A 23,407-nucleotide genomic window follows, 5' to 3' on the forward strand; every position below is an offset into this window, starting at 1 on the left:
ATTTTGCGTCTCGTCGTTGAACGGCTGGCGTTGAACCATGCCCGAACGGCGCGGAAAGGGCGTTGCGAAATGGGGCTGATTTTTGGCGGAAACCCACACGATTCCCGAACGGCGCGGACGCCGAGACGCAAAATATTGCGTCTCTACATCGTTTTAGAAAACTGTTCACACCGCTGCCTGAAGGGCTTTTTTATTGATTTTACCCGTGTCGTTCTTCGGCAATTCCGCCACCAGCTCCAGGTACTTGGGCACCTTGAAGCGGGCCAGGTTGCCGGCGCAGTAGGCCAGCAGGGCCTCGGCGGAAATGTCGAGGCCACGGGTTACGATGAAGGCTTTGCCGACTTCGCCCCAGCGGGCATCGGGCACGCCGATAACCGCCACTTCCGACACGCCGGGGAAGGTGAGCAGGAAGCGCTCAATTTCGGCCGGGTACACGTTTTCGCCGCCCGAGATGTACATGTTTTTGATGCGGTCCATCACGAAGAAATAGCCTTCCTCGTCGCGCCGGAGCAGGTCGCCGGTGCGGAACCAGCCGTCGGGCAGGGCCTTGGCGGTGGCTTCGGGGTCGCGCCAGTACCCGGGGGTGGTCATGGGGCCGCGCAGGCAGAGCTCGCCCACTTCGTTGGGGCCCACTTCGTGGCCCTGCTCATTGATGAGGCGGGTTTCGACGTAGAAATTGGCCCGCCCGATGGAGCCAATTTTGCGCACGGCATCGTCCTGGTGCAGCGAAAACAAGTTGGGGCCCACCTCCGTGAGACCGAAGCCCTGCCGAATTTTGATGCCCTTGCGGTCCCAGGCCCGGATAACTTCCAGCGGCAGCGCCTCGCCGCCCACAATGAAGTAGCGCAGGCTGCCGAGGTCGGAAGTGGCGAAGGCGGGGCTTTCCATCATCATCCTGAGCATGGTGGGCACGCCCATGAAGATGTCGGCCCGCTCCTGGTCGAGCAGCGCGAGGATGCGCTCGGGCTGGAATTTCCTGAGCAGCCCCACCGTGGCTCCCCGGTGCAGAAACGGCGTGAGCAGCACGTTCCAGCCGCCGGTGTGGAAGGGCGGCATGCAGTTGATGGTGACGTCGCCGGGCGTGATTTCGAGGCTCAGGCTGGTGTTGAGGCTGTTCCAGAGCAGCATCCGATGCGTGTAGAGAGCGCCCTTGGGGAAGCCCGTGGTGCCGGAGGTGTAGAGGATGAATACAGGGTCGTCCTCGTCGGGCTCGGGGCCGGCCCAGGCGGGCTGAGGCGTGGCCAGGCCGCGCTGGCAGAGTTCAGTCAGGGTTTGCAGCGGCCACACGCGCGGCACGGCGGCCAGGCCGGGCAGCGCGAGGGCTTTGTCCTGAAACTGCTCTTCGTAGATGAGCAGCGCGGGCTCGCAGTTGCGCACCAGGTAGTCGATTTCGCCGCAGGCCAGCCGGTAGTTGATGGGCACGAGGACGAGGCCGGTTTTCTGGGCGGCCACAAACAGGGCCACGTACTCCAGGCAATGCTCGGCAAGGACCATGATGCGGTCGCCCTTTTGCAGGCCGTAGGTTTGGATGAGCTCGACGGCGAGGTGGTTGGCGGCCTGGTTGAGCTCGGCGTAGGTGTAAGCGCGGTCGGTATCCAGCTCTTTCAGCGCCGGTTGGTGCGGGGAATAGAGGGCCCACTTGGCGACCCAGTCTTTGGTGTACATGATGCGGTGGGGTTTTTCGTTCACCTGCCCCCCCGGCCCCCTCTCCGGCGGAGAGGGGGAGCCTGACGATTGGCAAAGCGTAGATTGACAGGGTTAAAAGAACGTCATGCCCATCTGGCGTTCGCGCAGTCGAAGCATCTCTACCGCTTCGTTGGGCCGATTGAATTACTGCTGCGGTAGAGATGCTTCGGCAAGCTCAGCATGACGTTCGATAGTTAGTTGCACCGGGGTTTCCGGTGTTTCCACAACCACGCCAGCCGCTTCAGTTTCTTCCGAAACCCCAACCCGCCGCCGCGCCAGATACCACGCGCCGCCCACCGCCACCGAGGCCATAATGCCCAGCGCGGCCGACACGCCCGGGTTGCGCACCGGCGCCTGCATATAAGGCGTAAGCCGCCCGAAATACACCGCGAAATGCACCAGCAGCGCCGTAACCGAAGCCATAGTCACCGCTATGCGCGGGGCATCACGCAGGAAAATACCGAAGCTGACCGGCACGAAAGCCGCCGCGAAATAGGCGTAGACGCCGGTTTGGGCGAAGATGGCCACGCTCAGCTTGGCGTTGATAAACTGGTCGTAGGACAGCCAGATGGCCACGCCGCCCAAGGCCGCAATTACGGCGCGGTTCAGCAGAATTTCGCGGCCGAAACCGCCCGGTCCGGCGAAGGCCGTGGCGGGCAGCAGCGGCCGGATGATATCGGCCGTGATGGTGCTGGAGAGCGACTGAATCAGGCTTTCGAGGGTGGAAATTCCGGCTGAAATCAAGCCCATAATAACCAGCAGGCCGACGTAGACCGGAAACTCGCGCACCACGTAGGCCGACATAATCTTATCCATCTTCAGTTCCTGCCCGTTCAGCATCAACCCCGGGAAAGCCATCCGCGCATACAGCCCCACGAACACCACCGAGAAAAACACCATGAGCACTGCCACCGCCGTGAGCAGGTAGCGATTTACGTCCTTCTCGCTGTCGAGCAGCAGCGATTTGGTGATGAGGTGAGGCTGGCACACGATGGCCGTGCCGATAACTATCTGGCAGATGATGATTTCGAAATAGTCGCGAAATAGGTAGCTGCCGGGGTTGGTAGCGTGGGTCAGGGCTGGGTCTATGGTGGCCAGCTTCGCAACGAACCCATGTACACCCTGGCTGAAATGCTCGTAGCCCGAGGTGAGTAGCACGATGGCCACCAGCAGCTTTAGCGAGGCTTGAATAGTGTTGGTGTACACCATCGAATTGGCCCCGCCAAACATCATGTAGCCGAAAATAAACACCACCACCGATACCAGCACCGGCAGCGGCGGCGCGTTCAGGGCATTGCTGAGCACCTGCGTGAGCCCCACGCAAATGAGCACGATGAAGGTGATGAGCAGCAGCGACAGCCACCCGAAGTAGCGCGTAAGCCCCGCGCTCTGGAACCGCGAGCCAATCCACTGCGCCAGCGTGTGGGCCTTCACCGTCTGCCCGTGCTTGCGGAAACCCTTCGTGAACACCACCAGCGACACCATCGAAGCCAGCGGCATCACCACGCCGAAGGAGAGCATGGCACTCAGGCCATTGATGGCCACGAAGCCGGGATTGATGATAAACGTGGCCGCGCTGGTCATGGAGGCCGCCAGCGAGAGCCCCACAGCCACCGGCGAAAACCGCACCGAGCCCACCGCGTAGTCCGACATGCTCTTGATTTTCAGGGCCCCGCGTACCACGAAGAAGAGGATAACCGCCGCGTAGCAGGCCAGCAGAATGGCCGTGGCGGTTACTTGTTGGGGAGTAGCGATGCCGGGCATAGGTGGGAATGTAGCGCGGACTTTGTAGTCCGCAAGTGAACATAGTAACTATTTATAAGTCAGCCAAATGTTGGCCGGCGGCATTCGGACGCGGACTACAAAGTCCGCGCTACGTGCTGCGCTACATCCTAAACGCCGCCCCGGCGAAGGCTAGCCCGCCGCCGGAGCCAATCAAAAACACCAGGTCATTTTCCTTGATATCGCCACTGCTAACGGCCTTATCCAACGCCATCGGAATAGCGGCCGAGCCCGTGTAACCGAACTGCTGCATGATGAGCGGAGCCCGCTCGCGGGGCACGCCCAGCCGGTCCAGCGTTTCGTAGATGGCGTGGATGTTGAGCTGCGTCATCACGTAGTGGTCCACCTCGCAGGGACAAATCCCAATATCAGCGGCCATTTCCTTCGCCAGGCGCGTCCAGATGTCGGGGTTGATTTCCTTGGGGAAGCGGTGCACGAACTTTAATTTGTGGTCGTTGCGGGCCAGCACGTCGGCCGTCAGCGGCTGATTGGTGGCCCCTGCGTAGATGCCCATCCAGCCGGTGTACTGGCCTTCGGTGTGCAGGCGGCTGGTGAGGAAGCCCCGGTCGGTGTTCTCGGCCGAAGTCAGCAGCACGGCTCCGGCCCCGTCGGCGAAGAGCGTCACGGTTTTCTTGTCGGTGAGGTCGAGGTATTTGCTCATGGCGTAGCCGCCGATGACGAGCACGCGGTTGTAGCGCGTGTCGGAGGTGATGTATTTGGCGGCCACGTCGAGAGCCGTCACGAAGCCGGCGCAGGCGGCGTTGAGGTCAAAAGTTCCGGCGCTCGTGGCCCCCAGCCGGTGTTGCAGCACGGTGGCGGTAGCGGGCGACACGTATTCCGGCGTGTCGGTGGCCACGATGAGCAGGTCCAGTTCGGCGGGCCGCACGCCGGCGCGTTGTAGCGCCTGCCGGGCCGCATGCTCGCAGAGGTCGGCCACCGATTCATCGGCGGCGCACCAGCGGCGGGAGTGAATGTTCACGTTCTGGCGCAGCCAGGTGTCCACGTCCTCGCCCAGCAGCTCGTTAAAATAGCTATTGGGCAGTTCCCGCGCCGGGGCGTAGGAACCAGTGGCAGATATGAGCGCGCGGCGGCCGGTAGCAGTCTGCATGGCTTAAATCGTTACGGCTCCGTCCACGCTCAGCACCGTGCCGGAGATGAAGCCGGCCTCGTCGGAAGCCAGGAAGAGGTAGGCGCTGGCAATGTCCTCGGGGGTGCCCAAGCGGCGCAGCGGGGTGCGGCCCTTCAGCATTTCCACCACTTTTTCCGGAATGGTTTCAATCATGTCGGTGGCGATGAAGCCGGGGGCCACGGCGTTTACCGTGATGTTGTACTTGCCCAGCTCGCGCGCCAGCGTCTTGGTAAGGCCGATGAGGCCGGCCTTGGTGGCCGCGTAGTTGGCTTGGCCAAAGTTGCCGTACAGCCCGACTACGGAGGAAGTGTTGATGATGCGCCCGCGCTGCTGTGCCTCCATAAACGGGGCCACGGCCTGGGTGCAGACGAATACGCCGGTCAGGTTCACATCGAGCACCTGCTGCCACTGGGCCAGCGTCATCTTGCGCAGCGTGGCGTCGCGCGTGATGCCGGCGTTGTTTATCAGCACGTCGATGCGGCCGAACTGGTCGTGCACTGCTTTCGCGGCGGCGGCCACCTGTTCGGGCTGGGTGGTGTTTACCTGCGCCAATACCACTTGTCCGCCGGCCGCTTCTATCTCGCCGCGGGTGGCCGCGGCTTTCGCCTGGTCAATATCCCAAATGACGACAGTAGCCCCCTCGGCCGCAAACCGTAGGGCCGATACCCGGCCAATACCGCTGGCCCCGCCCGTGATAATGACAACCTTATCCTGTGCTCGTTTCATGCTGATTATTAATGCAGCATGAAAGTAGCGGGAGGCATGGCCGAGGCAGTAGAACCAGCGAAGAAAACCGGGGTGGACTTACCGTAATTTATTTCCAGCGGAAATAATTAAAAATCTTCATATCAAATTCTTACACCTGCTAAATCATTCCCGGACTCAAGTATCAACCAAAAGTGCGGAGCTGATGCTACGCCAACCTACCTGGTCGTTCAGTTCCAGCTGCTCCATCCGTACCCGGCTGATAATAGTCACGCACCAGCATGATGATAGTCAGTGCGAAGCTGCTGGCTACGATGGATTTTTGCAGATTCCCAATCAACTGGCGCGCAACCTTGCTTAACGACCTTCCTACCGCTATGGATAAGTACTTATTGCTACTGGCCCTGGTGGCGCTTTCGTTTTCCGCTCCGGCCCAGGCGTTGACACTGGATAAGGTGCCCGCGCCCGTGCAAGCCACGTTGCATACCAAGTTTCCGGCCGCGAAGTCCGTTGCCTGGGAGAAGACGGACCAGGGCCAGTATGCGGCCAGCTTTAGCCACCGGGGAAAGCCCGTTAAGGCGCTAATTTCGCCTGCTGGCGTATTGACTGCCACCAAATCCAGCCTATCGCCGGGGAAACTGCCGGCCCAGGTGCGTGCTACGCTGGCCCTGGAATACCGGGACTACCAAATCACCGGTGCCTCCCTACTCACCTCGCCCACCGGCGTTAAAAGCTACCAGGTGGAAGTGAGCATGGAAGGCACCAGCCACCCCGTCATATTTCGGGCCGACGGCTCGCGGGTGAAGAAACCCAGAGCAAGAAAACAGCGACTCCCAATGCCGCAGGTACTTTTTCTGCCCTCCTCTTTGGCTCGCTTCTGCTCGTAGTCTTTTCCCAATTAGCCCTCGCTACGTTTAGACCAGTCCCGCTACCACAGGTAGCACTGTTTCCACCTAACCGGGCTCGTTTTGAATGACCTTAAAACGAAGAAACCCGCCGGATAAGGGCGGGTTTCAATCATTGTAGCGCTCCCTCCTGAGACCGAATAAAACGCCTACAATGGCATAAGAGTGCATTTTTTGCCTTTCGTCCCGGTTTCCGTCCCACACCCATTTTCCGTCCCGGTTTTGTAAATACTACCCGCTCCCTGCAAAAGTAGCTAAACAGAATTAGTGCAATTTTATGGAGGCCCAGGCAAGTCGATTGTAGTACGTACCGTTTCGCTAAACAATCTCCCCCTCGATTAACGACACCTTGGCTTTGGACGGTGGCCGCCCTTGATGACGGGGCGGTCCGGTGGTGCACCGTTACTCAGCGAAAGCCATTGGCTCCACGTTTCCAGGGCCGGTCAGCCGGTGCGCGCCTGCTGTTGCCTTGGCCCGCGCCAACGGCTTGAGGCCAAACAGGACCCGCAGCACGGTGAATCGCTCGATGACGAGGTACAAGAGCAGGGTGAACCCGAAGGTGCCCAGGGCTGTGATGAGAAATTTAGCGGCGTTGGTGGCGTGTAATTGCAGCACGTAGTAGCCGAGCACGATGAGCACGGTTTGGTGCAGGATGTAGAAGGGGTATACGGCCTCGTTGGCGCGCTGGAGCAGGGGCGAGTTGCGGTTGAGGTAGCGGCGGCCGAACCCGACGCAGACGAGTATCCAGCACCAGCAGTTGAAGGCTTGTACGACGCGCTTGATGGCCCCGCCGATGAGCGAATAATAATAATAATCGTCGCCCCAGTAGTAGAAGCAGAACGCGGCCAGGCCCAGGGCCAGGAACAGGTAGCGCTGCCGCTCGGCGGCCTGCCAGAACCCGGCCAGCGGGCCGAGCAGGTAGCCGTAGAGGAACAGCGTGAGGTAGAAGGCGAAGTTGAACCAGTCGTGCACCAGGTTGCGGGTATCGGGCCAGTAGGAACGCAGCGTGAGCTGGATGATGATGAGGGGAAGGGCAAACAGCAGCACGACGCCCGACCGGCTCAGCCACTGGCCCAGGCGGGCGAGGGCGGCCTGCGCGGCGGGCTTGCGCAGCTGCACAAACAGGGGCAGGCTGAGCAGCGAAAACACCAGCAGGTAGGCAATAAACCAGAGGTGGTTCCAGGTGAAGTTGCCCTTCGGCGCGGCCCCGTTGAAGTAGTGCGGGTAGAAGTCGAGCAGGGAAGTGTAGTGCGCGCCCTCGGACAAACGCTGGTAGTAGACCTGCGGCACCACGACGACGCACATGCCGAAAATGAGGGGCAGCAGCAGGCGTTGCGCCCGCTCGCCGGCAAACTGGCCGGCGGTGCGGCGGTTCAGGGCGAAGGTGACGCCCACCCCGGATATCACAAACAGCAGGGGCATGCGCCACTGGTTGAGAAACTCCATGGGCAGTTCCAGCGCAGGGCTGGTGGTGTGGCTCATGATGTGGAATTTCCAGCCCACGAACACCAGGCCGGTGTGGTAGAGGATGAGCAGCGCGAAGGCGAGCACCCGCAGCCAGTCGAGGTCGTAGCGGCGGGCGGCGGTTGGGAGGGCGGTGGTTGGGCTCATGGCCGGGGAGGGGGTAGGTGAATCGATGCTCAAACCTACCGGCACCTCTCCCCTACCCACGACACGCCTCGCAAACCCGGCGTACTACCTTGCGAATTCGCACTTGGTCATTTAGCTAACGCGCTGGCGTCATGCCGATAGCATGGTTTTGCGAAATTGGGACGGGGTGGTCTGCGTGCTCTTTTTAAAGGCGGCGTTGAAGGCCGACTTGGAGTTGAAGCCGGCGGCAAACCCGATTTCTTCCAGCTTGAGGTGGGCCGTTTCGGGCAGCTGGAGCTGGCGCTTCACTTCCTCGATGCGGTAGGAGTTGAGGAAGTCGAAGAAGTTTTGCTGGCACTGTTCGTTGATGACCTGCGAGAGGTGGTGCGGCGGCAGACGTAGCTGCGCAGCCAGGTCGGCCAGCGACAGGTCGGGGTTCTGGTAGGGCCGGTCGGTGGCCATAAGCGTGCGCAGCCGGGCCAGGATGTCGGCGGTGGCTTCGGGGGCCAGCGCGGTTTTCTCATATTTCCGGCGCGGGGCGGCGGGCTCTTCGGGCAGCTCTTCGGGCGGGGTTTGCAGGGCCAGCAGGGTGGACCGGCTGATGGCCCGGCCGCTCATGCTGTAGAAGAGCAGGGAGATGAGCGAGGCCACCCACACGTCGCCGGCGTCGGTGCCGCTGGTAGGGCTGGCGACGTGGAAGTAAGTAGTGGCGCCCAGGTACACGAGCAGCAGCAGTCCGAACCCGATGCCCAGCCGCTTCAGCCACCCGAGCAGCGGGGCCGGCGCGGCGGGCCGGGCCGCCTGCTGGCGCTGGTACCCGAAGAAGGTGCGCAACAGCAGGCCCAGGTACAGCAGCAGATAAGAGCCCAGCACGAGGTAGAAAAAGTCGTAGAACCGGTCGTAGGTACCAAACCACCAGAACGGATGCTCGGCCACCGCCGTGACCAGGTGCGGCTGGTGAAACGACTCGGCCACGGTGCGCAGCTTCCAAGCGTTGCTTTGGGCGAAGAAGGGCACTAAGTACACCGCGTGGGCCACAGCGGGCAGCAGCAGCAGCAGGTAGCGCGGCCGCCAGCGAAACGCGGACTCGGTGAGGCTCCGGGCGTAGAGGTAGAGCAGCGGCGACACCACGAAAGTCAGCGGCTCGGTGAGGCCCACAAAGAAGGGCGCAAACTGCACGTAGCCGGAGTAGCAGAGCAGAATCTCGACCACCAGCAGCGCCAGGCTGAGCACCAGCAGCGCCAGCAGCCGGTTGCTGAGGGCCCGGCCTTCGGGCGAGAAGAAGAACGTCCAGCTCAGCAACAGCCCCTGCGCGGCGCCCAGCAAAATCAGGACGGACCATAAGTTGAGAAAAGGCAGCACGGCGGGCAATTGAAGCGGTTGTGTCGGAATGCGAGCAAGCTAGGTAGGAATTCCGGCTAAGCACGACAAAGGCTCGTATCAGTGAACGCCTAGCAGCTGCCCAGCATTGGGTGCTAATGAGCCATTGCAGCGCCGGACGAGTTTAAGAAACCAGTCTACAATTCAAAGTTTACGAAATGCGCAGAGGAGATGAGTTTCGTAGACTGCTGTCGCGCCTTGTATGCGGCCCAGGCGGCCCCTGCGCCGAAAGTGAAAGCACTGGCCTGAGCCTGCGGGTGCTGTCTTAACGCCGGGCAACGCAATTGATAGGGGAAGCGGTAGCTGGCCGACCGGGTATTCTGAAGCCAATCAGCAGAGTAAATCGCCCCAGCGCCACGGGGATGCTCTGCTCACCCGCAAGTCTTTGGCTAAGGCACCAACCCCCACGTCGCCGGGCCGGCGTGAACTACCCCCAAAGGGGTGTTACTTGCGGGCCGGTTCACGAGTGAAATGACAAGGGTTCAGCGGCCGGCAGGCATTGACAACCCCGGCACCGTGACTACCAAAAGCACTCGTCAGTAGCGGGATATTCAGGATGGAAGCCATGCAGGAAAGACTGATTAATTATTTCTCCCGCATCATGCCGCTGACCGACGCCGAAGCGGCCGCCATCCGAGACAGCATGTGCATCAAGCCGTTTCCCAAAGGCACGGTGCTCCTGAGGGAAGGGCAGGTTTCGACGGAATGCTACTTTGTGCTGGCCGGCTGTGTCCGGCAGTACTACCTGGTGGACGGCGAGGAGAAAACGACGAACTTTTTCACTGAAAACCAGTGGGTCGTCTCCGTTAACAGCTTCGCGAACCAAGCGCCCGCTAACCATTATTTTGCCTGCTGCGAAGACTCCCAGTTGGTTGTGGGCACCGAGCAGAAGGAAAACGACCTGTACGAGCGGTTTCCCCGGCTCGAAACCATTTCCCGCCTCGTGATGGGCACCGTTTTTGGCGAGCTGCAGGAGCAGCTGGCGACCTACCTGACCGATACTCCCGAGCAGCGCTACCAGAAATTGCTCAAAGCCCGCCCTGACTTGTTCCAGCGCATCCCCCAGTACCAGCTGGCCAGCTACATTGGGGTGACGCCCGAATCGTTGAGCCGCATCCGGAAGCGCATTACCACGCCGGCCGCCCCCGTAACCCACTCCCCGGCCGAAAAGGCAGCCCGCGGATAAGCAGCCAAATGCCCAGGGCCACTTCAAACAAGCCGCCCGGCACGGACAGCCACACGCCCACGGGAAATCCGAACAGTTCCAGCACGGCCCCTATGGCCAGCAAGGCATAACCCACCAGCCCCGGCAGGGCAATGAATCCAGGGACCAGCCGGTGCCGGTAGAGCAGGCAGCAAAAGCCCAGGCTCCCCAGCCCCAGCAGAAGCATGGCCATTTGATACGCCCGAAAGCTGGCCGCCCGGGCCAGCTGCGCCAGGACATCGAACCCAGGGGTGCTCAAGCCCCCCGTTTTCCCGTATTCTTCGCTGAGGGTAAGCAGCGACAGCAGGCTGATTAAGCCCCCGAGCAGCAGCACCGACTCGGCAAGCCGGACGCTGACATACGCTAGGGCAATACGCTTATTCAGCCCGGCCAAGATGGGGTAGAGCAGTACGCCAATGGCCACGACGGCAACGGAATTGGCCAGCACCAGCAGGGCCCCCGTGGTTACCCATGGCGTACTGGCAACTGCTTCGGACAGGTAGTTGGGGTTGTCAAAAACTGTGGACAGGATACTGCTGCCCGCTGCGTAGGTGAGCAAGGGCAGCAGGAAAAGAACTCCTAACGCGCGGCCGGTGGGGTGGGTGGGCTTCATGCGGACAACTTTTGCGGGGTTTATTACCGGACAAAGGTTGCCAGTGGCAGCCGTCTATTTCGTTGACTTTGGGTAAGATACGTGGCTGCTTCGCAAAAATATGAACAATAATCAGCTGTGAAAAAAACAGGCTAGCGACTACCTACGCCAGCTCCAGCTGCGCAAACTTTCGTTGCAGCAGCGCCAGGTAGCCATCCTTCAGCTCCGGCGGCAGGAAGCTTTCCGCCAGCAGCTTATCCCATGCCGGCCGGGCGCGGGTGAACTTCGCAAACAGCCCCGTCATTACCTTCTCATCCACGCCGGCCCGCAGGCCCGCCGCGCGGAAATCCTCCTGCCGCAGCTTCCTCTTTCTGCCGTTCAGCGTCAGCGCCAGCTCCTCCGCGTCGGCCGGATTCACCAGCGCCGTGGCCACCAGGTCGTAGGCCGGGGCCAGCCCGTAGCCCAGGCCCGGTGTGTGCAGCAGCGAGAAGTTTTTCAGGTGCATATCAGCGTTGCCGGTCAGAAAGCTGAACAGCACCAGCTCGTAGAAATTCACCACGTCCAGACCAGGATTGGCGGAGTAGGTGCGCAGGGCTTTGGCTATCTGCTCGTGCGAGCCGTCGTACTTGTTTTCGGTCAGCCGCCCGGTCAGTTGGCACATGTCTTCCATGTGCAGCTTCTGCCCTTTCAGGCGGTCAATGCGCCGCGTCACGTAGGCCAGGGCTCCATCCTGCAGCCGCAGTAGCCCGTGTGGCACGGTGGCAATGCGGACTGCCTCGGCCAAATGCATGGTGGCATCTTCTACTTCGGGCAGGTGCGGGTAGCGCGAAGTCGGCGGCTTCAGGATATACTCGCCACCCAGAGCCCCCACGATGGTCAGCCGGGCCGGCCCATTAGCAACACTGCCCGGCACCAGCGACAACGACAGCTTGGGCTGTACACCCGTCACCGTTATGTGCTGGCTCACAATCTTCTCCGCCAAGCCCAGCATCTGCGTTTCCGAATAGGGAAATGTCGGCGGCGTTGCCCGCCCGAACAGCTTGCGGCTGCAGGCCGGGTGATAGTCCAGCTGGCCAGCTGCCAGCTGCTGGTAGCAGTAAAGGCAGCGGCTCATGCGTCGTCAGTGTTAGGAAGTGGGTGGATGCTCACGGCGCCGATACAGTCGCGGCAGCAGGCCAGCAGCAGCCCCATCCGGTCCCGGACGTTCAGCTTCCAGTTGCGCTCGGCCACGTCCAGCAGCCACCCCTCAGGAATCAGCCCGTCGAAGAAAGGAAACAGTACCCGCTCCATGTAGGGCTGCTCGCGCAGCGGCAGCGTCAGACTGACCGGCTCCGCGGTGGATGTAGCAAGGTAGTCCGGCGCATAGGCGAAAGTGTAGCCCTGCTCATCCTGCTTCAGGTAGCCCGCCACCTGGCTGTGCATATGTACTTCTGCTTGGCGCATGGGTTATTCCGGTTCGGGTGAAGACAGCACGGGCACCGGCCCTACTTCGTGGCCAAACAGGTGAAGCACAGCGTTAACCTTATCCAGCCGCAGCGTGCTTTTCCCCTGTTCCAATTCACGTACAAAACGCAGGCCCACTCCCGCTTTGGCCGCCAAGTCGGGCTGCGACAGCCGTAGCAGACGGCGGCGCTGTTTTACAAAAGCGGCCAGCGGGTCAAGCATCATGAATACCCGAACGGGTATAGTTTGTAGTCATGTGAGAAATATTACACCTGAACGGGTATAAATATACTACATAAGGGTCTAATTATACCCAATAGGGTATAATTTTCTTGCAACAGCTACGCTCTTAGATAACATCGGCGTAGAAAATCCGCACCACGCGCCACATGAATCGAATGTCTTCCCCAGCCACCGGCAGGCTTCCGGCGTTGGGGTTGTCGGCGTGCAGCACCAGAATGCCCCGCTCTAAAATGTCGTTGCTCTTCACCCTTTTGATAGTCAACTGATTGCCAAAGGCCACCACATAGACCCCGCTGGTGGCATACTTTACATCAGACAGCGCCACCCGCACCCCTACCACCTTCATGCCGGAGCGCAGCTGCGGCTCCATCGAATCGCCATCAATCTCAAAGCCCTTCGTGCCCGGCTTGCGCATCTCCGGCGTCGGGTCGTAGATGCGCACGATTTCCAGACTCTCGAACTGGCTCACTTCCCCGCCGTCGTCCATTAGTTCGAGAAAGCTGCCGCGCACTTTGCAACTGACAAAATCAATGTCCAGATAGTCGCCTTCTTCCAGGCCGGCCAGCATCTTCACGTTACCACCCAATTGGCTGAAGTCCTCCATCGGCCCGCTGCCAAACCATAGCCAGTTGCGGCTGATGCCCAGCTTGGCCACGATGGTTTCCAGCGCCTCATTGCTCGGCTGATGGCGACCGGCCTCCAGTTGCGCAATAGAGGGGCGCGAGGTCCCTATCAGGTCGGCCATTTCTTGTTGCGTCATGTCGCGGGATTTGCGCACCACCCTTAGCCGCTCACTCATTATCAACGACGGCAGCGGGGTCATATCGCTCAGTTTTTTCCGTTCAAGCATTTTCGTTTTGCAACTTTTGGTAACTTTTACCTACATTTGAGCGTCACATTGATTTCAAAGGTAACAGATATTTGACCAAATGCAACCACTTGAAACCACCCCTACGCCGAAAGACCTGCGGATGTTACTTCCGCACGGTGCCATCTCGGACATCGCCCGTTTGCTAAAACTGTCGCACGCCGCCGTTTCCAAAGCCCTGCAGAAAGCAAAGCCAGCCCACCCTGCCGTTGCCGAAGCCATCCGCCTCATCAAAGCATCCGGCAGCCAAACCGTGCAACAGGACCTCGACCGCCTCAACCATTAAGCCCATTCACTCTTAACTACTTCCCCGACCATGCTTCTCCTTATCCCCGCTGACCACCCCTATCCCCGCCGCCCATTGCCGCCAGCGCCTTACCTGCTCGAAGAGCCCCGGAAAGCTACGGCAGCCGTGGAAGCCGCCATCCGGGCCTGCCCCAACTACCACTTCACCGCCGACTACCCCCGCCCGACATATGCACAGCGCTACGACTTGGGCGAGACTCTTGACAGTCCCTTCCTGACCTACCGCGAAGCCGTGTGGGTGGAGCTGTGGCGCTACGAGTTCGACACCGACACCGCCGCCCAGGTACTCACGCAGCTGCAGCGCATCATTGCCCATCGCAAAGCCTCCGGTATAGCCCCAGTGTACGATAAGGGCAAATGCTTCTTCCCCGAGCGCTCAACGCCCCCACAGCCATGACCGAGCTAACCACCACAACCGCTGACGGCCTGCACATCACCGTGCGCCTGCCCGACGACCATACGTGGGTGCGTGAATCACTGGAGAAAGCCTGTGCCGCCGAGGCCCGCCGCCAGCTCGAAACCGCCCCCACGCCCGACCCGGCCTATTCCGTACCCCGCACCGCCGAGCTGCTCGACCTGCACCCCGAAACCCTGCGCGACTACATGCGCCTGCCCGAGCACCATCCGCGCCGTCTGCATTACGTCACGGGCGAATCCAGCCGCGGCGACCGGGTCATGCTATCCCAAATCCACGACTGGCAGCGCCGGAACCGCACCGATGCCGAGCCAGTAGCTGCCCCCGGTGCCCGCGTCAAGCGCGGCCGCCCCTCCCGCTTCCAGCAGTAGCCCTTTCCTCAATTCCACCAGCAACCAGCAGCCAAATCCGGCCGCCCAAATCCCTGTTCCTTATGTCGCAGCTACTCCCAGTCGTCGGCCCTGCCGGAGCCGACCCCTACAGCCCGGAGGCCACTACTTCCATCATCACCATTCTGAGGGTCAAAGTCAAAGACCAGCAGCTGACCTGCGAATTCACCGAGCAGCGCAATGCAGAGGCCCCACCCCGCGCCTTCGCCCTCACCTGCGCCGAGCAGGTTCACCCCGACCTGACCCACGCCCTGAGCCGCCTGGTGCCCCACCTCTGCCTGCTTGCCGAGCAGTTGACCGAGACGCCCGATTTCTGGCCCGACGAATCCGAAGAGCTACCCGCACTGTTCGAGCCCTTCACCGTCACCGGCTTTTCCATGGGCCGCCACCAAAGCGGCGTCACGCTCATCGGTCAGCGCGAGCTAACCGCCGGCCGGGTGCTCAACCTGACCACACCCTATCAGTCATTCGACGACGAGCAAGGCAGCTACCCCTACACCGGCCTATTGGAAACCACCCTGGCCACCGCACTGGCAGAAGTTGAAGCCGCCCTGCGCGGCAAATGCACTGACTACCGGCAGCTCAACCTCTTCGGCCAGCCCACTGAGACCATCCCCGTCCAATATGTGTCCACGCTGACACGCGCATGAAACTCCCGGCCATCCAATTCTACCCCGGCGACTGGCATAAGGACCAGGGCGTCCAGGCCCTCGACCTCGCGCAGCGCGGGGCCTGGTTCGAACTGCTGTTGATGATGCACGACAGCGACGTCGGCGTCAGCCAACCGGGGCTGAAGGCAGGACGGAGGCAGTCTGCAGCTATTCCCCGCGCCGCTGCTGCCGTCTGCTTATTTGCCTAATTTGCGGTTCCTTTAACAGTTATCTTCTTTCACATTGTCTGCGTTTGGCCGGGCCCGATTTATTTTCTTCTTCGTCTTACTGCTGGTAGTGGGTCTGCCTTGGGCCGGGCAGGCAGCTTCGCCGCCCAGGCCGGTTGGCAACGATACGGTGCAGCGGCTGACAGCCTATCACTTTGTTCTCACCAGCTTGCCGGCCAATACCCCCGGCGATGCGGCGCTCTACCTGGTTGGCTCCTTCAACAACTGGCAGCCGGCCGATGCCCGCTACCGGTTTCGGCGGCAGGCCAACGGCCTGTTTGGCCTCACGCTGCGCACGGAGCAGGCCCGGCTCGAATACAAAGTGTCGCGGGGCAGCTGGGCAGCTATTGAGGGAAGCGGGCACGGGCAGGTGCGGGCCAACCGCCTGGCGACGCGCCAGCAGGCGCAGGCCGGCGACGTGGAAGTGCGCGTGCAAAGCTGGGAAGACCTGACCGGCACCTTCCAGTTCTATTCGCTCTACGACCTGCTGCTGCTGTTTTCGTGTTTCCAGGGCGTGCTGCTGCTGATTGCCATTCCCAGCCTGCAGCACGCCAACCGGGCGGCCAACCGCTGGCTGCTCTGGCTGCTGGGCTTGGGGGCCGGCTGCACCCTGCTCACGGTAATCAGCAGCGACCGAACGGTGGCCAATGCCTACCCGCAGCTGACGCTGGTACCCGACTTCATCTGGTTTGTCTACGGGCCGCTGTTCTACGGCTATATCCGCCGGCTGCTGTTCAACGAGGCGCCGCGGCCACGGCAGTGGCTGCAGCTGGTGCCCGCGGCGCTGCAGCTGCTGGTGTACCTGCCCTACTTTCTGCTCGACAGCTACGAGTTTCAGCTGCGGCTGGTCAGCCACGAAGCGGGCCTGCGGGCTGTGCTGCTGACCACCGGCCTGGTGGCGCTGCTCACCAACGTCGGCTACTGGCTGGCGAGCCGCCGGGTCATCCGGGACTACACCCGGCAGTACGAGGCCAGCGTGTCGTATGCCCAGAACCTGCGCTACCTCACCACCGTGCTCGGTATTCAAGCGGTGTGCCTGTTGCTGTGGAGCTTTCTGTTCGGCATTGTGCTGGCCAGCCGCTGGGCCACGTTCGATGTGTACACCCTCGTGGCCCGCAACCAGGCTCTGATTTGGCTGGTGTTTTCCACGCTGCCCTATTTTCTGGGCTACGTCGTGCTGCATCAGCCCGAAATTTTCCGGCTGGTACCGGTCCCAGCGGACCTGGGCGCGCTGCCGGCCGGGGCAGCGGTTGCCGGGGTACCCGTTTCGGCGCCAATGCCTGTCATGGCCGAGGTGGCCGGGGTGGCCATTACGGAGCCGCTGCCAGCTTTGCCGCGCCCACCCCGCCCGCCGGGCGCGCCGGGGTCGCTCGACCTGCCTGCCGCGCAGGCCACTGTGGCCGGTTACATGCGGCAGCACAAGCCCTATCTCAACCCGAGCCTGACCATTCACGAGCTGGCCATGGGGCTGCAGCTGCCGCCGCACGTGCTGTCCAAGGTCATCAACGAGGGCTTCGGCCAGAACTTCTTTGACTTCGTTAATTCCTACCGGGTCGACGAGTTTAAGCAGGTGATGGCCGCCCCGCAGGCCCGGCAGTACACGCTGCTGGCCCTGGCCCTGGAGGTGGGCTTCAACTCCAAGACGGCCTTCAACCGCGCCTTCAAAAAGCAAACCGACCAGACGCCACGCGAGTATTTCAGCGGCATCCGCGAGGAGTAGCGCCAGCCACCGAAGTTCCGCTTTCGGACAGAGGTACCAGAATTTAAAACAGATAAATAATTCACCAGCAAGTGTTTGGTAAATATCGTCGGGCATAAGGACCCGGCTTTGCAAAGTGGGGCGCGGCCCCAAAAACAGGGGGCTAGGTTTGCTGACCCGATTTGGCAAGGCGTTGGCCGGCCGAAGCAGGGCGCACACTTTCTCCCACCCGACGGCCCCTGATGCCGCGCTGTTTTTACGCCCCATGTCCTTTGCCAGACTGCTCCTTCTGTTGCTGCTGCTCGCCGGCAGCCCCCTCCGTGCTACGGCCACCGCGCACGGCGCCGGCCCCGGCACCCCGCCCATCAGCCGCATCGACCCGACGTTCTGGTGGGTGGGCATGAAGAACCCCAAGCTGCAGCTGCTGGTGCACGGGCCGGGCCTGGCCGCCAGCCAGGTGACCCTGGCCAGCTACCCCGGCGTCACGCTGGACAGCTTTCAGCGGCTGGAAAGCCCCAACTACCTGGTCGTCAATCTCACCATCGACACTGCCGCGAAGCCCGGCAAGCTGCAGCTGGAATTCAAGGGCAAGCGGAAAACCACTTACGCCTACGAGCTGCGGGCGCGCACCACGCCCGGCGACAAGACCAAGGTGCAGGGCATCAGCAGCGCCGACTTCATTTACCTGCTCATGCCCGACCGGTTTGCCAACGGCGACCCGACCAACGACGTGGTAAAAGGCAACCGGGCGCGTACCATCGCCCGCGACTCCATGTATGACCGCCACGGCGGCGACCTGAAGGGCATTGAGCAGCACTTTGATTACCTGAAAGAACTGGGCGTGACGGCCATCTGGCCCACCCCGGTGGTCGACAACAACATGCCCAAGGCCGGCTACCACGGCTACGCTCTCACCGATTACTACGCCGTGGACCCGCACTACGGCAGCAATGAGGACTACGTACGCTTCGTGCAGCACGCCCACGAGCAGGGCCTGAAGGTGGTGCACGACGTGGTGCTCAACCACATCGGCAGCTTCAACTACCTCTGGCTCGACCAGCCCGCCAAGGACTGGTTTCACCAGTGGCCCACCTTCACGCGGGGCAACTACCGCAACGGCACGGTAAACGACCCGCACGTGGCGGTGCTCGACCGCCAGCTGTTCAGCACCACCTGGTTCGACACCACCATGCCCGACCCGGCCCAGGAAAACCCATTGGTGGCCACCTACCTCATCCAGAATTTTCTGTGGTGGGTGGAGTACACCGGCGTCGACGGCTACCGCGTGGACACGTACACTTACTCCGACCCCACGTTTCTGATGAACTGGGGGAAAGCCATCCTGGAGGAGTATCCGCAGCTGGGCATGTTTGGCGAAACCTGGATGCAGCAAGGCGAAGGCGTGGCCCAGCAGGCGTTCTGGACCCGCAACGTGTTTCCGCCCATCAACGGCTTCAAGAGTAACCTGCCCGGCGCCCTCGACTTCATGCTGCGCATGACCCTGGTCGAGAGCCTGACCAAGCCCGTCGGTTTTGACGAGGGCGTGTCCAGGCTCTACTACGCCGTGCAGGGCGACTGGATGTACGAGGATGCCAGCCGCAACGTCATTTTCCTCGACAACCACGACGTGGACCGGATATTCTCGGTGCTGGGCGAGGACGTGAACAAGCAGAAAATGGCCCTGGCCTGGCTGCTGACCGAGCGCGGCATTCCGCAGCTCTACTACGGCACCGAGGTGCTGATGAAGAACTTCAGCCGCCCCGACGGGCTGCTGCGGGAAGACTTCCCCGGCGGCTGGCCCACCGACCCGAAAAACGCCTTCACGGCCGCCGGCCGCACCCCGGCCCAGCACGACATGCACACGTACGTGCGCAAGCTGGCCACCTACCGCAAAACCCACCCGGTGCTGCACACCGGTCAGCTCACCCATTTTGTGCCCGAAGACGGCGTGTACACCTACTTCCGCCACGATACCCAGGGCCACACCGTGCTGGTGATGCTGAACTGCAACCCGGCCGCGAAAACAGTGCCGCTGAACCGCTTTGCCGAGCGCCTGCGCGGCTACACCGCCGCCCGCGACGTGCTGACGGAAGCCGTGGTGCCCAACCTGCAAACAGCCACCGTGCCGGCCTTCACCGCCCTGGTGTGGGAGCTGCGTTGAGACCCTACCCAAAAAGGACGGTCATGCTGAGCTTGTCGAAGCATCTCTACCGCGCAAGTAATCCCACTGTTTGAATTAGTTACGCGGTAGAGATGCTTCGACAAGCTCAGCATGACCGTCCTTTTTTTGCTATTCGGATAGGCTCTAAGTCGGGCCGTCCGCCCACTTTCCGTTCTCACTGATTTTTCGCCCCGTCCTGTGTTGCGCACGCTTATCCTGGGAGGTACCACCTTCGACCACATCGTGACCCTGCCCGAACTGCCCGCCCCGCAGCCGCAGACCATTCACCGGGCGCCTTTTCACGAAGGTACCGGCTCAACCGGCGCGGGCAAGGCCCTGGCCCTGACAAAGCTGGGGCTGCCCGTCACCCTGTACTCGGCCGTAGGCGACGATGCCTACGGCCGCCACATCGTGGCCGATTTGCGCGCCCAGGGCGTGGAGGCCCACTACGTGTTGGACCCCGCCGGCACCGAACGCCACATCAACCTGATGGATGCCCAGGGCCGGCGCATTTCCCTCTTTATCACCCAGGCCTCGCCCACGTTGGCCTTCGACCACGCCCAGGTGGCAGGCCTCATCCGCGCCAGTGCGTGCGTGGTGCTGAACATCATCAGCTACTGCCAGCCGCTGATTCCGCTGCTCCGCGACTACCCGCACCCCATCTGGACCGACCTGCACGACTACGACGGCCACAACCCCTACCACCAGCCCTTCATCGAGGCCGCCCACTACATCCACCTCAGCTCCGATAACCTGCCCGACTACCGCCCGGTAATGCAGCAGCTGCGGGCGGCGGGCAAGCGGCTGGTGGTGTGCACCCACGGCGCGGCCGGAGCCACCCTGCTCACCGCCCAGGGCCAGTGGCTGGAGCAGGCCGCCGTGCCCGCGCCCGCCGTAGTGGACAGCAACGGGGCCGGCGACAACTTCTTCGCAGGGTTTCTTTTCGGCTTTCTGCGCCAGGAGCCCCTGCAAAAATGCCTGCAATACGCGACCTTATGTGGCAACTGGTGCGTGGGTGCCTTCGGCCTGGTAGACCCGCAGTTGAGCAGTTCCCGATTGGAAGCGGCTTGGCAGCAGCACTTCGGCAACGCCTAGTTCTATGCGGTGTTGGCGTGCCGGGCAAGCATAACGCAGGTGCAGACAACGAAATAAGGCTGCTGCAACGGGCTGCTCAATCGTTCGTAATCGCGGGCCGGGCAGCTACAGCGGCTGCACCAGGCGAAGCTGCCTGCACCGCCGGCAAGCGCCTGTTACAGCGTATCCGCACCCAGTTGCGCAAGCCCGCCCGCGCCTACGTTTCCGTAGCCGAGTTCTGCGCGTACACCAGCCTCCCGGAAGCCGAAGTAGCCGCCGCGCTCAACAGGCGCTGAAGGCACTTTGGAGGCAGTCTGTAGGCACCTCGCAGCCTGGCCGCCGTGATAGCCAGGCACTGTACCAGGGACAGAAAACATCGCTAGGAAAATTCCCGAAGCTGCGCTTCCCAGATTGCGCAGGGGTTGCCAATTCTCGGTAGTGATGCTTTCCACTTCCGGCATCGTTGGTCTTGCGGTTGTCGCGGAAGGTCAACAAGGATTAGACTGCCTTGTACCGTGCCTCCGATTGCTGCGATAGTGACGCTCGCCTCCCACCTTATCAGCCGCCCGGAGGCTAGCCACACCCCTATTCTGCCCGCAGGCTCAGCACGGGATTGCGGCGGGCGGCTCGCCAGGCCTGCACGCTTACCGTGAGCCAGGCAATGAGTAGGGCCCCCATTCCGGCGGCTGCGAAGTACCACCACTGCCACGCCACGTGGTAGGCAAAGCCTTCCAACCACCGCTGCAGTAGCAGGTAGCTCAGAGGCAGCGCCAGTACGATGGCCACGACGACCAGCCGGGTCAGGCTGCTGGTCAACAACCAGACGATACCCAGCTCGCTCGCGCCCAGGGCCTTGCGGATACCGATTTCCTTGCGCCGCCGCTCGGCCGTGAAGGCCGCCAGCCCTAGCAGGCCCAGGGCGGAAATGAGAATGGCCAGCCCGGCAAAGTAGCGGGCGAGCACGGCGACCCGCCGCTCGGCTACGTACTGGGCCTGGTAGTCGGCATCCAGAAACGTGTAGTCGAGCGTAAAGCCGGGGTTGTAGGCGGCGTACAGGTGCTGAAGCCGCGCAATCGTGGCCTGCTCCGCGTTGGGCTGGAGCTTCACTAGCACCGTGTTAATCTGGGGGTCGAGCCGGAGGAGAAGGGGTTTGATTTTTTCGTGCAGTGACTCATAGTGGAAGTCGCGGACCACGCCCACGATGCGGGCCCCGTCGAGCCGTTGGCCCACGGGGTCCGGCATCCCCAGGCCGGCCACCAGGGCCTGGTTGACGATGATACCAGCGCTGTCGGCGCGGAACTGCGGCGCAAAGCTGCGGCCTGCGACTAAGTGCATGCCCATCGTTTCCACCAGGCCGTAGTTGACCAGCATCGTCCCGACTGGCAGGCGCTTACCCCGCCAACTCATCTCCGCGACGTAGCGCCCCCCCAGGAAGCCGCCCAAGACGCTGGACGCCTGCACGACGCCGGGCAATTGCTTCACCTCGCTCAGAAAGGCCGCCTGCTGGCGCGCCGCCTTGCCGCCAGTATCAAAGCGAAGCACGTATGCCTTATCGTAGCCCAGCGGTTGGCGCTGCACAAACGCCAGCTGCGCGTTGACGACCACCACGGCCACGATGAACAGCACCGAGAGCGTGAACTGCAGCACGACCAGGCCCTGCCGCGTCCACACGTCGCCGGCCCTGGTCGGCAGCTTGCCTTTCAGCACGGCCGCCGGCTGGAAACCCGACAGGTAGAACGCGGGGTAACTGCCCGCCAGCAGCCCCGTACCCAGCGCCAGGGCCAGGCTGGCCCCCACCAGCTGCGGCTCCCAGCGCAAGGCCAGCGGCTTGCCCGTCAGCTCGCTGAACTGCGGGAGCACGAGCTGTACCAGCCCCACGGCCACGACCAGGGCCAGCAAGGCCATCACCACGGACTCGGTCAGGTACTGCCCCACCAGCGCGGCGCGGCTCGCCCCCAGGGCCTTGCGAATGCCCACTTCCTTTACCCGCCGCGAGGCCTTGGCGGTGAACAGGTTCATGAAATTGATGCTGGCAATCACCAGAATGAGCCCGGCAATCAGGGCGAACAGCCGCACGTAGGCAATGCGCCCCCCGGTGGCGACGCCGTTTTCGTAGGTGCCGTGCAGGTACCCCGCCGAGAACGGCCGCACAAACAGCGTGCGCGCCCGGGCCTGGGCCTGCGCGCTTTTGGTCTTCAGTAACCCTGCCAGCTTGGCTTGAAACTGCGCGGGGTCGGCGCCCTTCTTCAAGGCCAGGTAGGTGTTGAAGGGGCCGTCGTCGTCCCACTTGATGGTTTCGCTCATCTGCATCTGGTCCTTGAACGAGGCAAACGGCAGCACGCAGTCAAATTGCTCGGACGAGTTGCGGGGCACCCCGGCAAACACCCCGGCCACCAGGCAGGTCTGCTTTCGGTCGGCCATTTGCCATTCCACGGCTTTGCCCAGGCTGTTCTGCGGCGTCTGGAAGAGCTTGGTGGCCAAAGCCTCGGAGAGCACAATGGCGTGTTTATCCCGCAGCACCGTGGCAGGGGTGCCCACCAGCAGGGGGTAGGAAAACAGCTGGAAGAAGGCGGGGTCCGCGTATTTGGCGACGGCGGTGAGGTGCTGTCCGCCCGCCGCCAGCGTGAACGCGGGGAAGAACGGGACCGGCGTGGTGGTGGCCACGAATTCAATCTCCGGCATTTCCCGCCGCAGGGCCTCGGCCAGCAGCGGCACGGTACCGGTTTGGGTCTCGATGCCGGCGGCCGTGCGGTGGTTTTCCAGCACCTGGTAGAGCCGGCCGTCCAGGGCGTGGTAGCGGTCAAAGCTGCGCTCGTCGCTTATCCACAGGTAGATAAGCAGCGCGCAGGCCAAGCCGGTCGAGAGGCCAATCAGGTTGGTGAAGAACGTGCTTTTAAACCGCTTAAAGTTGCGGTAGATAAGCAGCAGGGGGTAGGGAAGCATGGCCGAAGGGGAAGGA

The 23,407-nt window shown here is 62.2% G+C and carries 22 protein-coding genes; 10 read left to right on the forward strand and 12 right to left on the reverse strand.

Going from position 1 to position 23,407, the window contains the following annotated elements:
• Window positions 1–165 precede the first annotated feature (165 nt).
• The 4 genes from ABD819_RS09755 to fabG form a co-directional block, all read right to left on the reverse strand.
• A complete protein-coding gene (locus ABD819_RS09755) occupies window positions 166–1,665 on the reverse strand; it encodes a class I adenylate-forming enzyme family protein (protein ID WP_345123604.1) in 1,500 nt (499 codons plus the stop codon).
• Between the two features lie 165 nt (window positions 1,666–1,830).
• Window positions 1,831–3,450 carry a sodium:solute symporter family transporter gene (locus tag ABD819_RS09760; RefSeq protein ID WP_345123606.1) on the reverse strand — a complete coding sequence of 540 codons (1,620 nt, stop codon included), beginning with the start codon at window positions 3,448–3,450 and terminating at the stop codon, window positions 1,831–1,833.
• A gap of 121 nt (window positions 3,451–3,571) precedes the next feature.
• Window positions 3,572–4,576: a 3-oxoacyl-ACP synthase III family protein gene (locus ABD819_RS09765; protein ID WP_345123608.1), complete on the reverse strand. Its 1,005-nt coding sequence runs from the start codon at window positions 4,574–4,576 to the stop codon at window positions 3,572–3,574.
• A gap of 3 nt (window positions 4,577–4,579) precedes the next feature.
• Entirely contained in the window at window positions 4,580–5,323 is a 744-nt protein-coding gene (fabG, locus tag ABD819_RS09770) for a 3-oxoacyl-ACP reductase FabG (protein WP_345123610.1), read from the reverse strand.
• A gap of 356 nt (window positions 5,324–5,679) precedes the next feature.
• Here fabG and ABD819_RS09775 point away from each other — a divergent pair, with 356 nt between their 5' ends.
• Window positions 5,680–6,189 (forward strand): hypothetical protein, encoded by a 510-nt coding sequence (locus tag ABD819_RS09775; RefSeq protein WP_345123613.1) that lies wholly within the window; start codon window positions 5,680–5,682, stop codon window positions 6,187–6,189.
• A 420-nt stretch (window positions 6,190–6,609) separates the two neighbouring features.
• Here ABD819_RS09775 and ABD819_RS09780 read toward each other — a convergent pair whose 3' ends face one another.
• Both ABD819_RS09780 and ABD819_RS09785 read right to left on the reverse strand, forming a co-directional pair.
• On the reverse strand, window positions 6,610–7,818 hold the full coding sequence (locus tag ABD819_RS09780) for an acyltransferase family protein (RefSeq protein ID WP_345123615.1): 1,209 nt from the start codon (window positions 7,816–7,818) through the stop codon (window positions 6,610–6,612).
• Window positions 7,819–7,947: 129 nt separating this feature from the next.
• Window positions 7,948–9,159, reverse strand: a complete 1,212-nt coding sequence (locus ABD819_RS09785) for a helix-turn-helix domain-containing protein (RefSeq protein ID WP_345123617.1) — start codon at window positions 9,157–9,159, stop codon at window positions 7,948–7,950.
• 619 nt (window positions 9,160–9,778) lie between these two features.
• On the opposite strand from ABD819_RS09785, the gene ABD819_RS09790 reads away from it, so the two are divergent.
• Entirely contained in the window at window positions 9,779–10,363 is a 585-nt protein-coding gene (locus tag ABD819_RS09790; RefSeq protein WP_345123619.1) for a Crp/Fnr family transcriptional regulator, read from the forward strand.
• Here the strand turns inward: ABD819_RS09790 and ABD819_RS09795 are convergent.
• The 5 genes from ABD819_RS09795 to ABD819_RS09815 all read right to left on the reverse strand — a co-directional run bounded on the left by ABD819_RS09795 (window position 10,305) and on the right by ABD819_RS09815 (window position 13,482).
• On the reverse strand, window positions 10,305–10,994 hold the full coding sequence (locus tag ABD819_RS09795; RefSeq protein ID WP_345123620.1) for a DUF4386 domain-containing protein: 690 nt from the start codon (window positions 10,992–10,994) through the stop codon (window positions 10,305–10,307). The two genes, ABD819_RS09790 and ABD819_RS09795, sit on opposite strands and share 59 nt — an antisense overlap.
• Window positions 10,995–11,136: 142 nt before the next feature.
• Complete coding sequence (locus ABD819_RS09800) at window positions 11,137–12,087, reverse strand: HipA domain-containing protein (RefSeq protein ID WP_345123621.1); 951 nt, start codon at window positions 12,085–12,087, stop codon at window positions 11,137–11,139.
• A complete protein-coding gene (locus ABD819_RS09805; RefSeq protein WP_345123622.1) occupies window positions 12,084–12,416 on the reverse strand; it encodes a HipA N-terminal domain-containing protein in 333 nt (110 codons plus the stop codon). The genes ABD819_RS09800 and ABD819_RS09805 overlap by 4 nt, the downstream gene beginning before the upstream one ends.
• Window positions 12,417–12,419: 3 nt before the next feature.
• Window positions 12,420–12,638, reverse strand: a complete 219-nt coding sequence (locus tag ABD819_RS09810) for a helix-turn-helix transcriptional regulator (protein WP_345123737.1) — start codon at window positions 12,636–12,638, stop codon at window positions 12,420–12,422.
• Between the two features lie 127 nt (window positions 12,639–12,765).
• Window positions 12,766–13,482: a helix-turn-helix domain-containing protein gene (locus ABD819_RS09815; protein ID WP_345123624.1), complete on the reverse strand. Its 717-nt coding sequence runs from the start codon at window positions 13,480–13,482 to the stop codon at window positions 12,766–12,768.
• A 106-nt stretch (window positions 13,483–13,588) separates the two neighbouring features.
• Here ABD819_RS09815 and ABD819_RS09820 point away from each other — a divergent pair, with 106 nt between their 5' ends.
• The 8 genes from ABD819_RS09820 (at window position 13,589) to ABD819_RS09855 (ending at window position 20,469) form a co-directional block, all read left to right on the forward strand.
• Window positions 13,589–13,813: a hypothetical protein gene (locus tag ABD819_RS09820; protein WP_345123625.1), complete on the forward strand. Its 225-nt coding sequence runs from the start codon at window positions 13,589–13,591 to the stop codon at window positions 13,811–13,813.
• A gap of 30 nt (window positions 13,814–13,843) precedes the next feature.
• Window positions 13,844–14,230 (forward strand): hypothetical protein, encoded by a 387-nt coding sequence (locus ABD819_RS09825; RefSeq protein WP_345123627.1) that lies wholly within the window; start codon window positions 13,844–13,846, stop codon window positions 14,228–14,230.
• On the forward strand, window positions 14,227–14,619 hold the full coding sequence (locus ABD819_RS09830; RefSeq protein ID WP_345123629.1) for a hypothetical protein: 393 nt from the start codon (window positions 14,227–14,229) through the stop codon (window positions 14,617–14,619). Before ABD819_RS09825 ends, ABD819_RS09830 begins: the two co-directional genes overlap by 4 nt.
• A gap of 62 nt (window positions 14,620–14,681) precedes the next feature.
• Window positions 14,682–15,287, forward strand: coding sequence for a hypothetical protein (locus ABD819_RS09835; RefSeq protein WP_345123631.1), 606 nt, complete (start codon window positions 14,682–14,684; stop codon window positions 15,285–15,287).
• Window positions 15,284–15,496: a hypothetical protein gene (locus ABD819_RS09840; protein WP_345123633.1), complete on the forward strand. Its 213-nt coding sequence runs from the start codon at window positions 15,284–15,286 to the stop codon at window positions 15,494–15,496. The genes ABD819_RS09835 and ABD819_RS09840 overlap by 4 nt, the downstream gene beginning before the upstream one ends.
• Window positions 15,497–15,584: 88 nt before the next feature.
• The gene (locus tag ABD819_RS09845) at window positions 15,585–17,234 is read left to right on the forward strand and encodes a helix-turn-helix domain-containing protein (protein ID WP_345123635.1); all 1,650 of its coding nucleotides are present in this window, start codon (window positions 15,585–15,587) and stop codon (window positions 17,232–17,234) included.
• A 244-nt stretch (window positions 17,235–17,478) separates the two neighbouring features.
• Window positions 17,479–19,374 (forward strand): glycoside hydrolase family 13 protein, encoded by a 1,896-nt coding sequence (locus tag ABD819_RS09850; protein WP_345123637.1) that lies wholly within the window; start codon window positions 17,479–17,481, stop codon window positions 19,372–19,374.
• 201 nt (window positions 19,375–19,575) lie between these two features.
• Window positions 19,576–20,469 carry a carbohydrate kinase family protein gene (locus ABD819_RS09855; RefSeq protein WP_345123639.1) on the forward strand — a complete coding sequence of 298 codons (894 nt, stop codon included), beginning with the start codon at window positions 19,576–19,578 and terminating at the stop codon, window positions 20,467–20,469.
• A 564-nt stretch (window positions 20,470–21,033) separates the two neighbouring features.
• Here the strand turns inward: ABD819_RS09855 and ABD819_RS09860 are convergent.
• Window positions 21,034–23,391: an FtsX-like permease family protein gene (locus ABD819_RS09860; protein ID WP_345123642.1), complete on the reverse strand. Its 2,358-nt coding sequence runs from the start codon at window positions 23,389–23,391 to the stop codon at window positions 21,034–21,036.
• Window positions 23,392–23,407: the final 16 nt, after the last annotated feature.

This window comes from Hymenobacter antarcticus (assembly GCF_039539545.1).
GTDB lineage: Bacteria > Bacteroidota > Bacteroidia > Cytophagales > Hymenobacteraceae > Hymenobacter > Hymenobacter antarcticus.

Bases quoted from the DNA above. Each gene is read 5' to 3' on its own strand.
- ABD819_RS09755 (WP_345123604.1), bottom strand. From the start codon at position 1,665: ATGTACACCAAAGACTGGGTCGCCAAGTGGGCCCTCTATTCCCCGCAC.
- ABD819_RS09760 (WP_345123606.1), bottom strand. From the start codon at position 3,450: ATGCCCGGCATCGCTACTCCCCAACAAGTAACCGCCACGGCCATTCTG.
- ABD819_RS09765 (WP_345123608.1), bottom strand. From the start codon at position 4,576: ATGCAGACTGCTACCGGCCGCCGCGCGCTCATATCTGCCACTGGTTCC.
- fabG (WP_345123610.1), bottom strand. From the start codon at position 5,323: ATGAAACGAGCACAGGATAAGGTTGTCATTATCACGGGCGGGGCCAGC.
- ABD819_RS09775 (WP_345123613.1), top strand. From the start codon at position 5,680: ATGGATAAGTACTTATTGCTACTGGCCCTGGTGGCGCTTTCGTTTTCC.
- ABD819_RS09780 (WP_345123615.1), bottom strand. From the start codon at position 7,818: ATGAGCCCAACCACCGCCCTCCCAACCGCCGCCCGCCGCTACGACCTC.
- ABD819_RS09790 (WP_345123619.1), top strand. From the start codon at position 9,779: ATGCCGCTGACCGACGCCGAAGCGGCCGCCATCCGAGACAGCATGTGC.
- ABD819_RS09795 (WP_345123620.1), bottom strand. From the start codon at position 10,994: ATGAAGCCCACCCACCCCACCGGCCGCGCGTTAGGAGTTCTTTTCCTG.
- ABD819_RS09800 (WP_345123621.1), bottom strand. From the start codon at position 12,087: ATGAGCCGCTGCCTTTACTGCTACCAGCAGCTGGCAGCTGGCCAGCTG.
- ABD819_RS09805 (WP_345123622.1), bottom strand. From the start codon at position 12,416: ATGCGCCAAGCAGAAGTACATATGCACAGCCAGGTGGCGGGCTACCTG.
- ABD819_RS09810 (WP_345123737.1), bottom strand. From the start codon at position 12,638: ATGCTTGACCCGCTGGCCGCTTTTGTAAAACAGCGCCGCCGTCTGCTA.
- ABD819_RS09815 (WP_345123624.1), bottom strand. From the start codon at position 13,482: ATGACCCCGCTGCCGTCGTTGATAATGAGTGAGCGGCTAAGGGTGGTG.
- ABD819_RS09820 (WP_345123625.1), top strand. From the start codon at position 13,589: ATGCAACCACTTGAAACCACCCCTACGCCGAAAGACCTGCGGATGTTA.
- ABD819_RS09825 (WP_345123627.1), top strand. From the start codon at position 13,844: ATGCTTCTCCTTATCCCCGCTGACCACCCCTATCCCCGCCGCCCATTG.
- ABD819_RS09830 (WP_345123629.1), top strand. From the start codon at position 14,227: ATGACCGAGCTAACCACCACAACCGCTGACGGCCTGCACATCACCGTG.
- ABD819_RS09835 (WP_345123631.1), top strand. From the start codon at position 14,682: ATGTCGCAGCTACTCCCAGTCGTCGGCCCTGCCGGAGCCGACCCCTAC.
- ABD819_RS09840 (WP_345123633.1), top strand. From the start codon at position 15,284: ATGAAACTCCCGGCCATCCAATTCTACCCCGGCGACTGGCATAAGGAC.
- ABD819_RS09850 (WP_345123637.1), top strand. From the start codon at position 17,479: ATGTCCTTTGCCAGACTGCTCCTTCTGTTGCTGCTGCTCGCCGGCAGC.
- ABD819_RS09860 (WP_345123642.1), bottom strand. From the start codon at position 23,391: ATGCTTCCCTACCCCCTGCTGCTTATCTACCGCAACTTTAAGCGGTTT.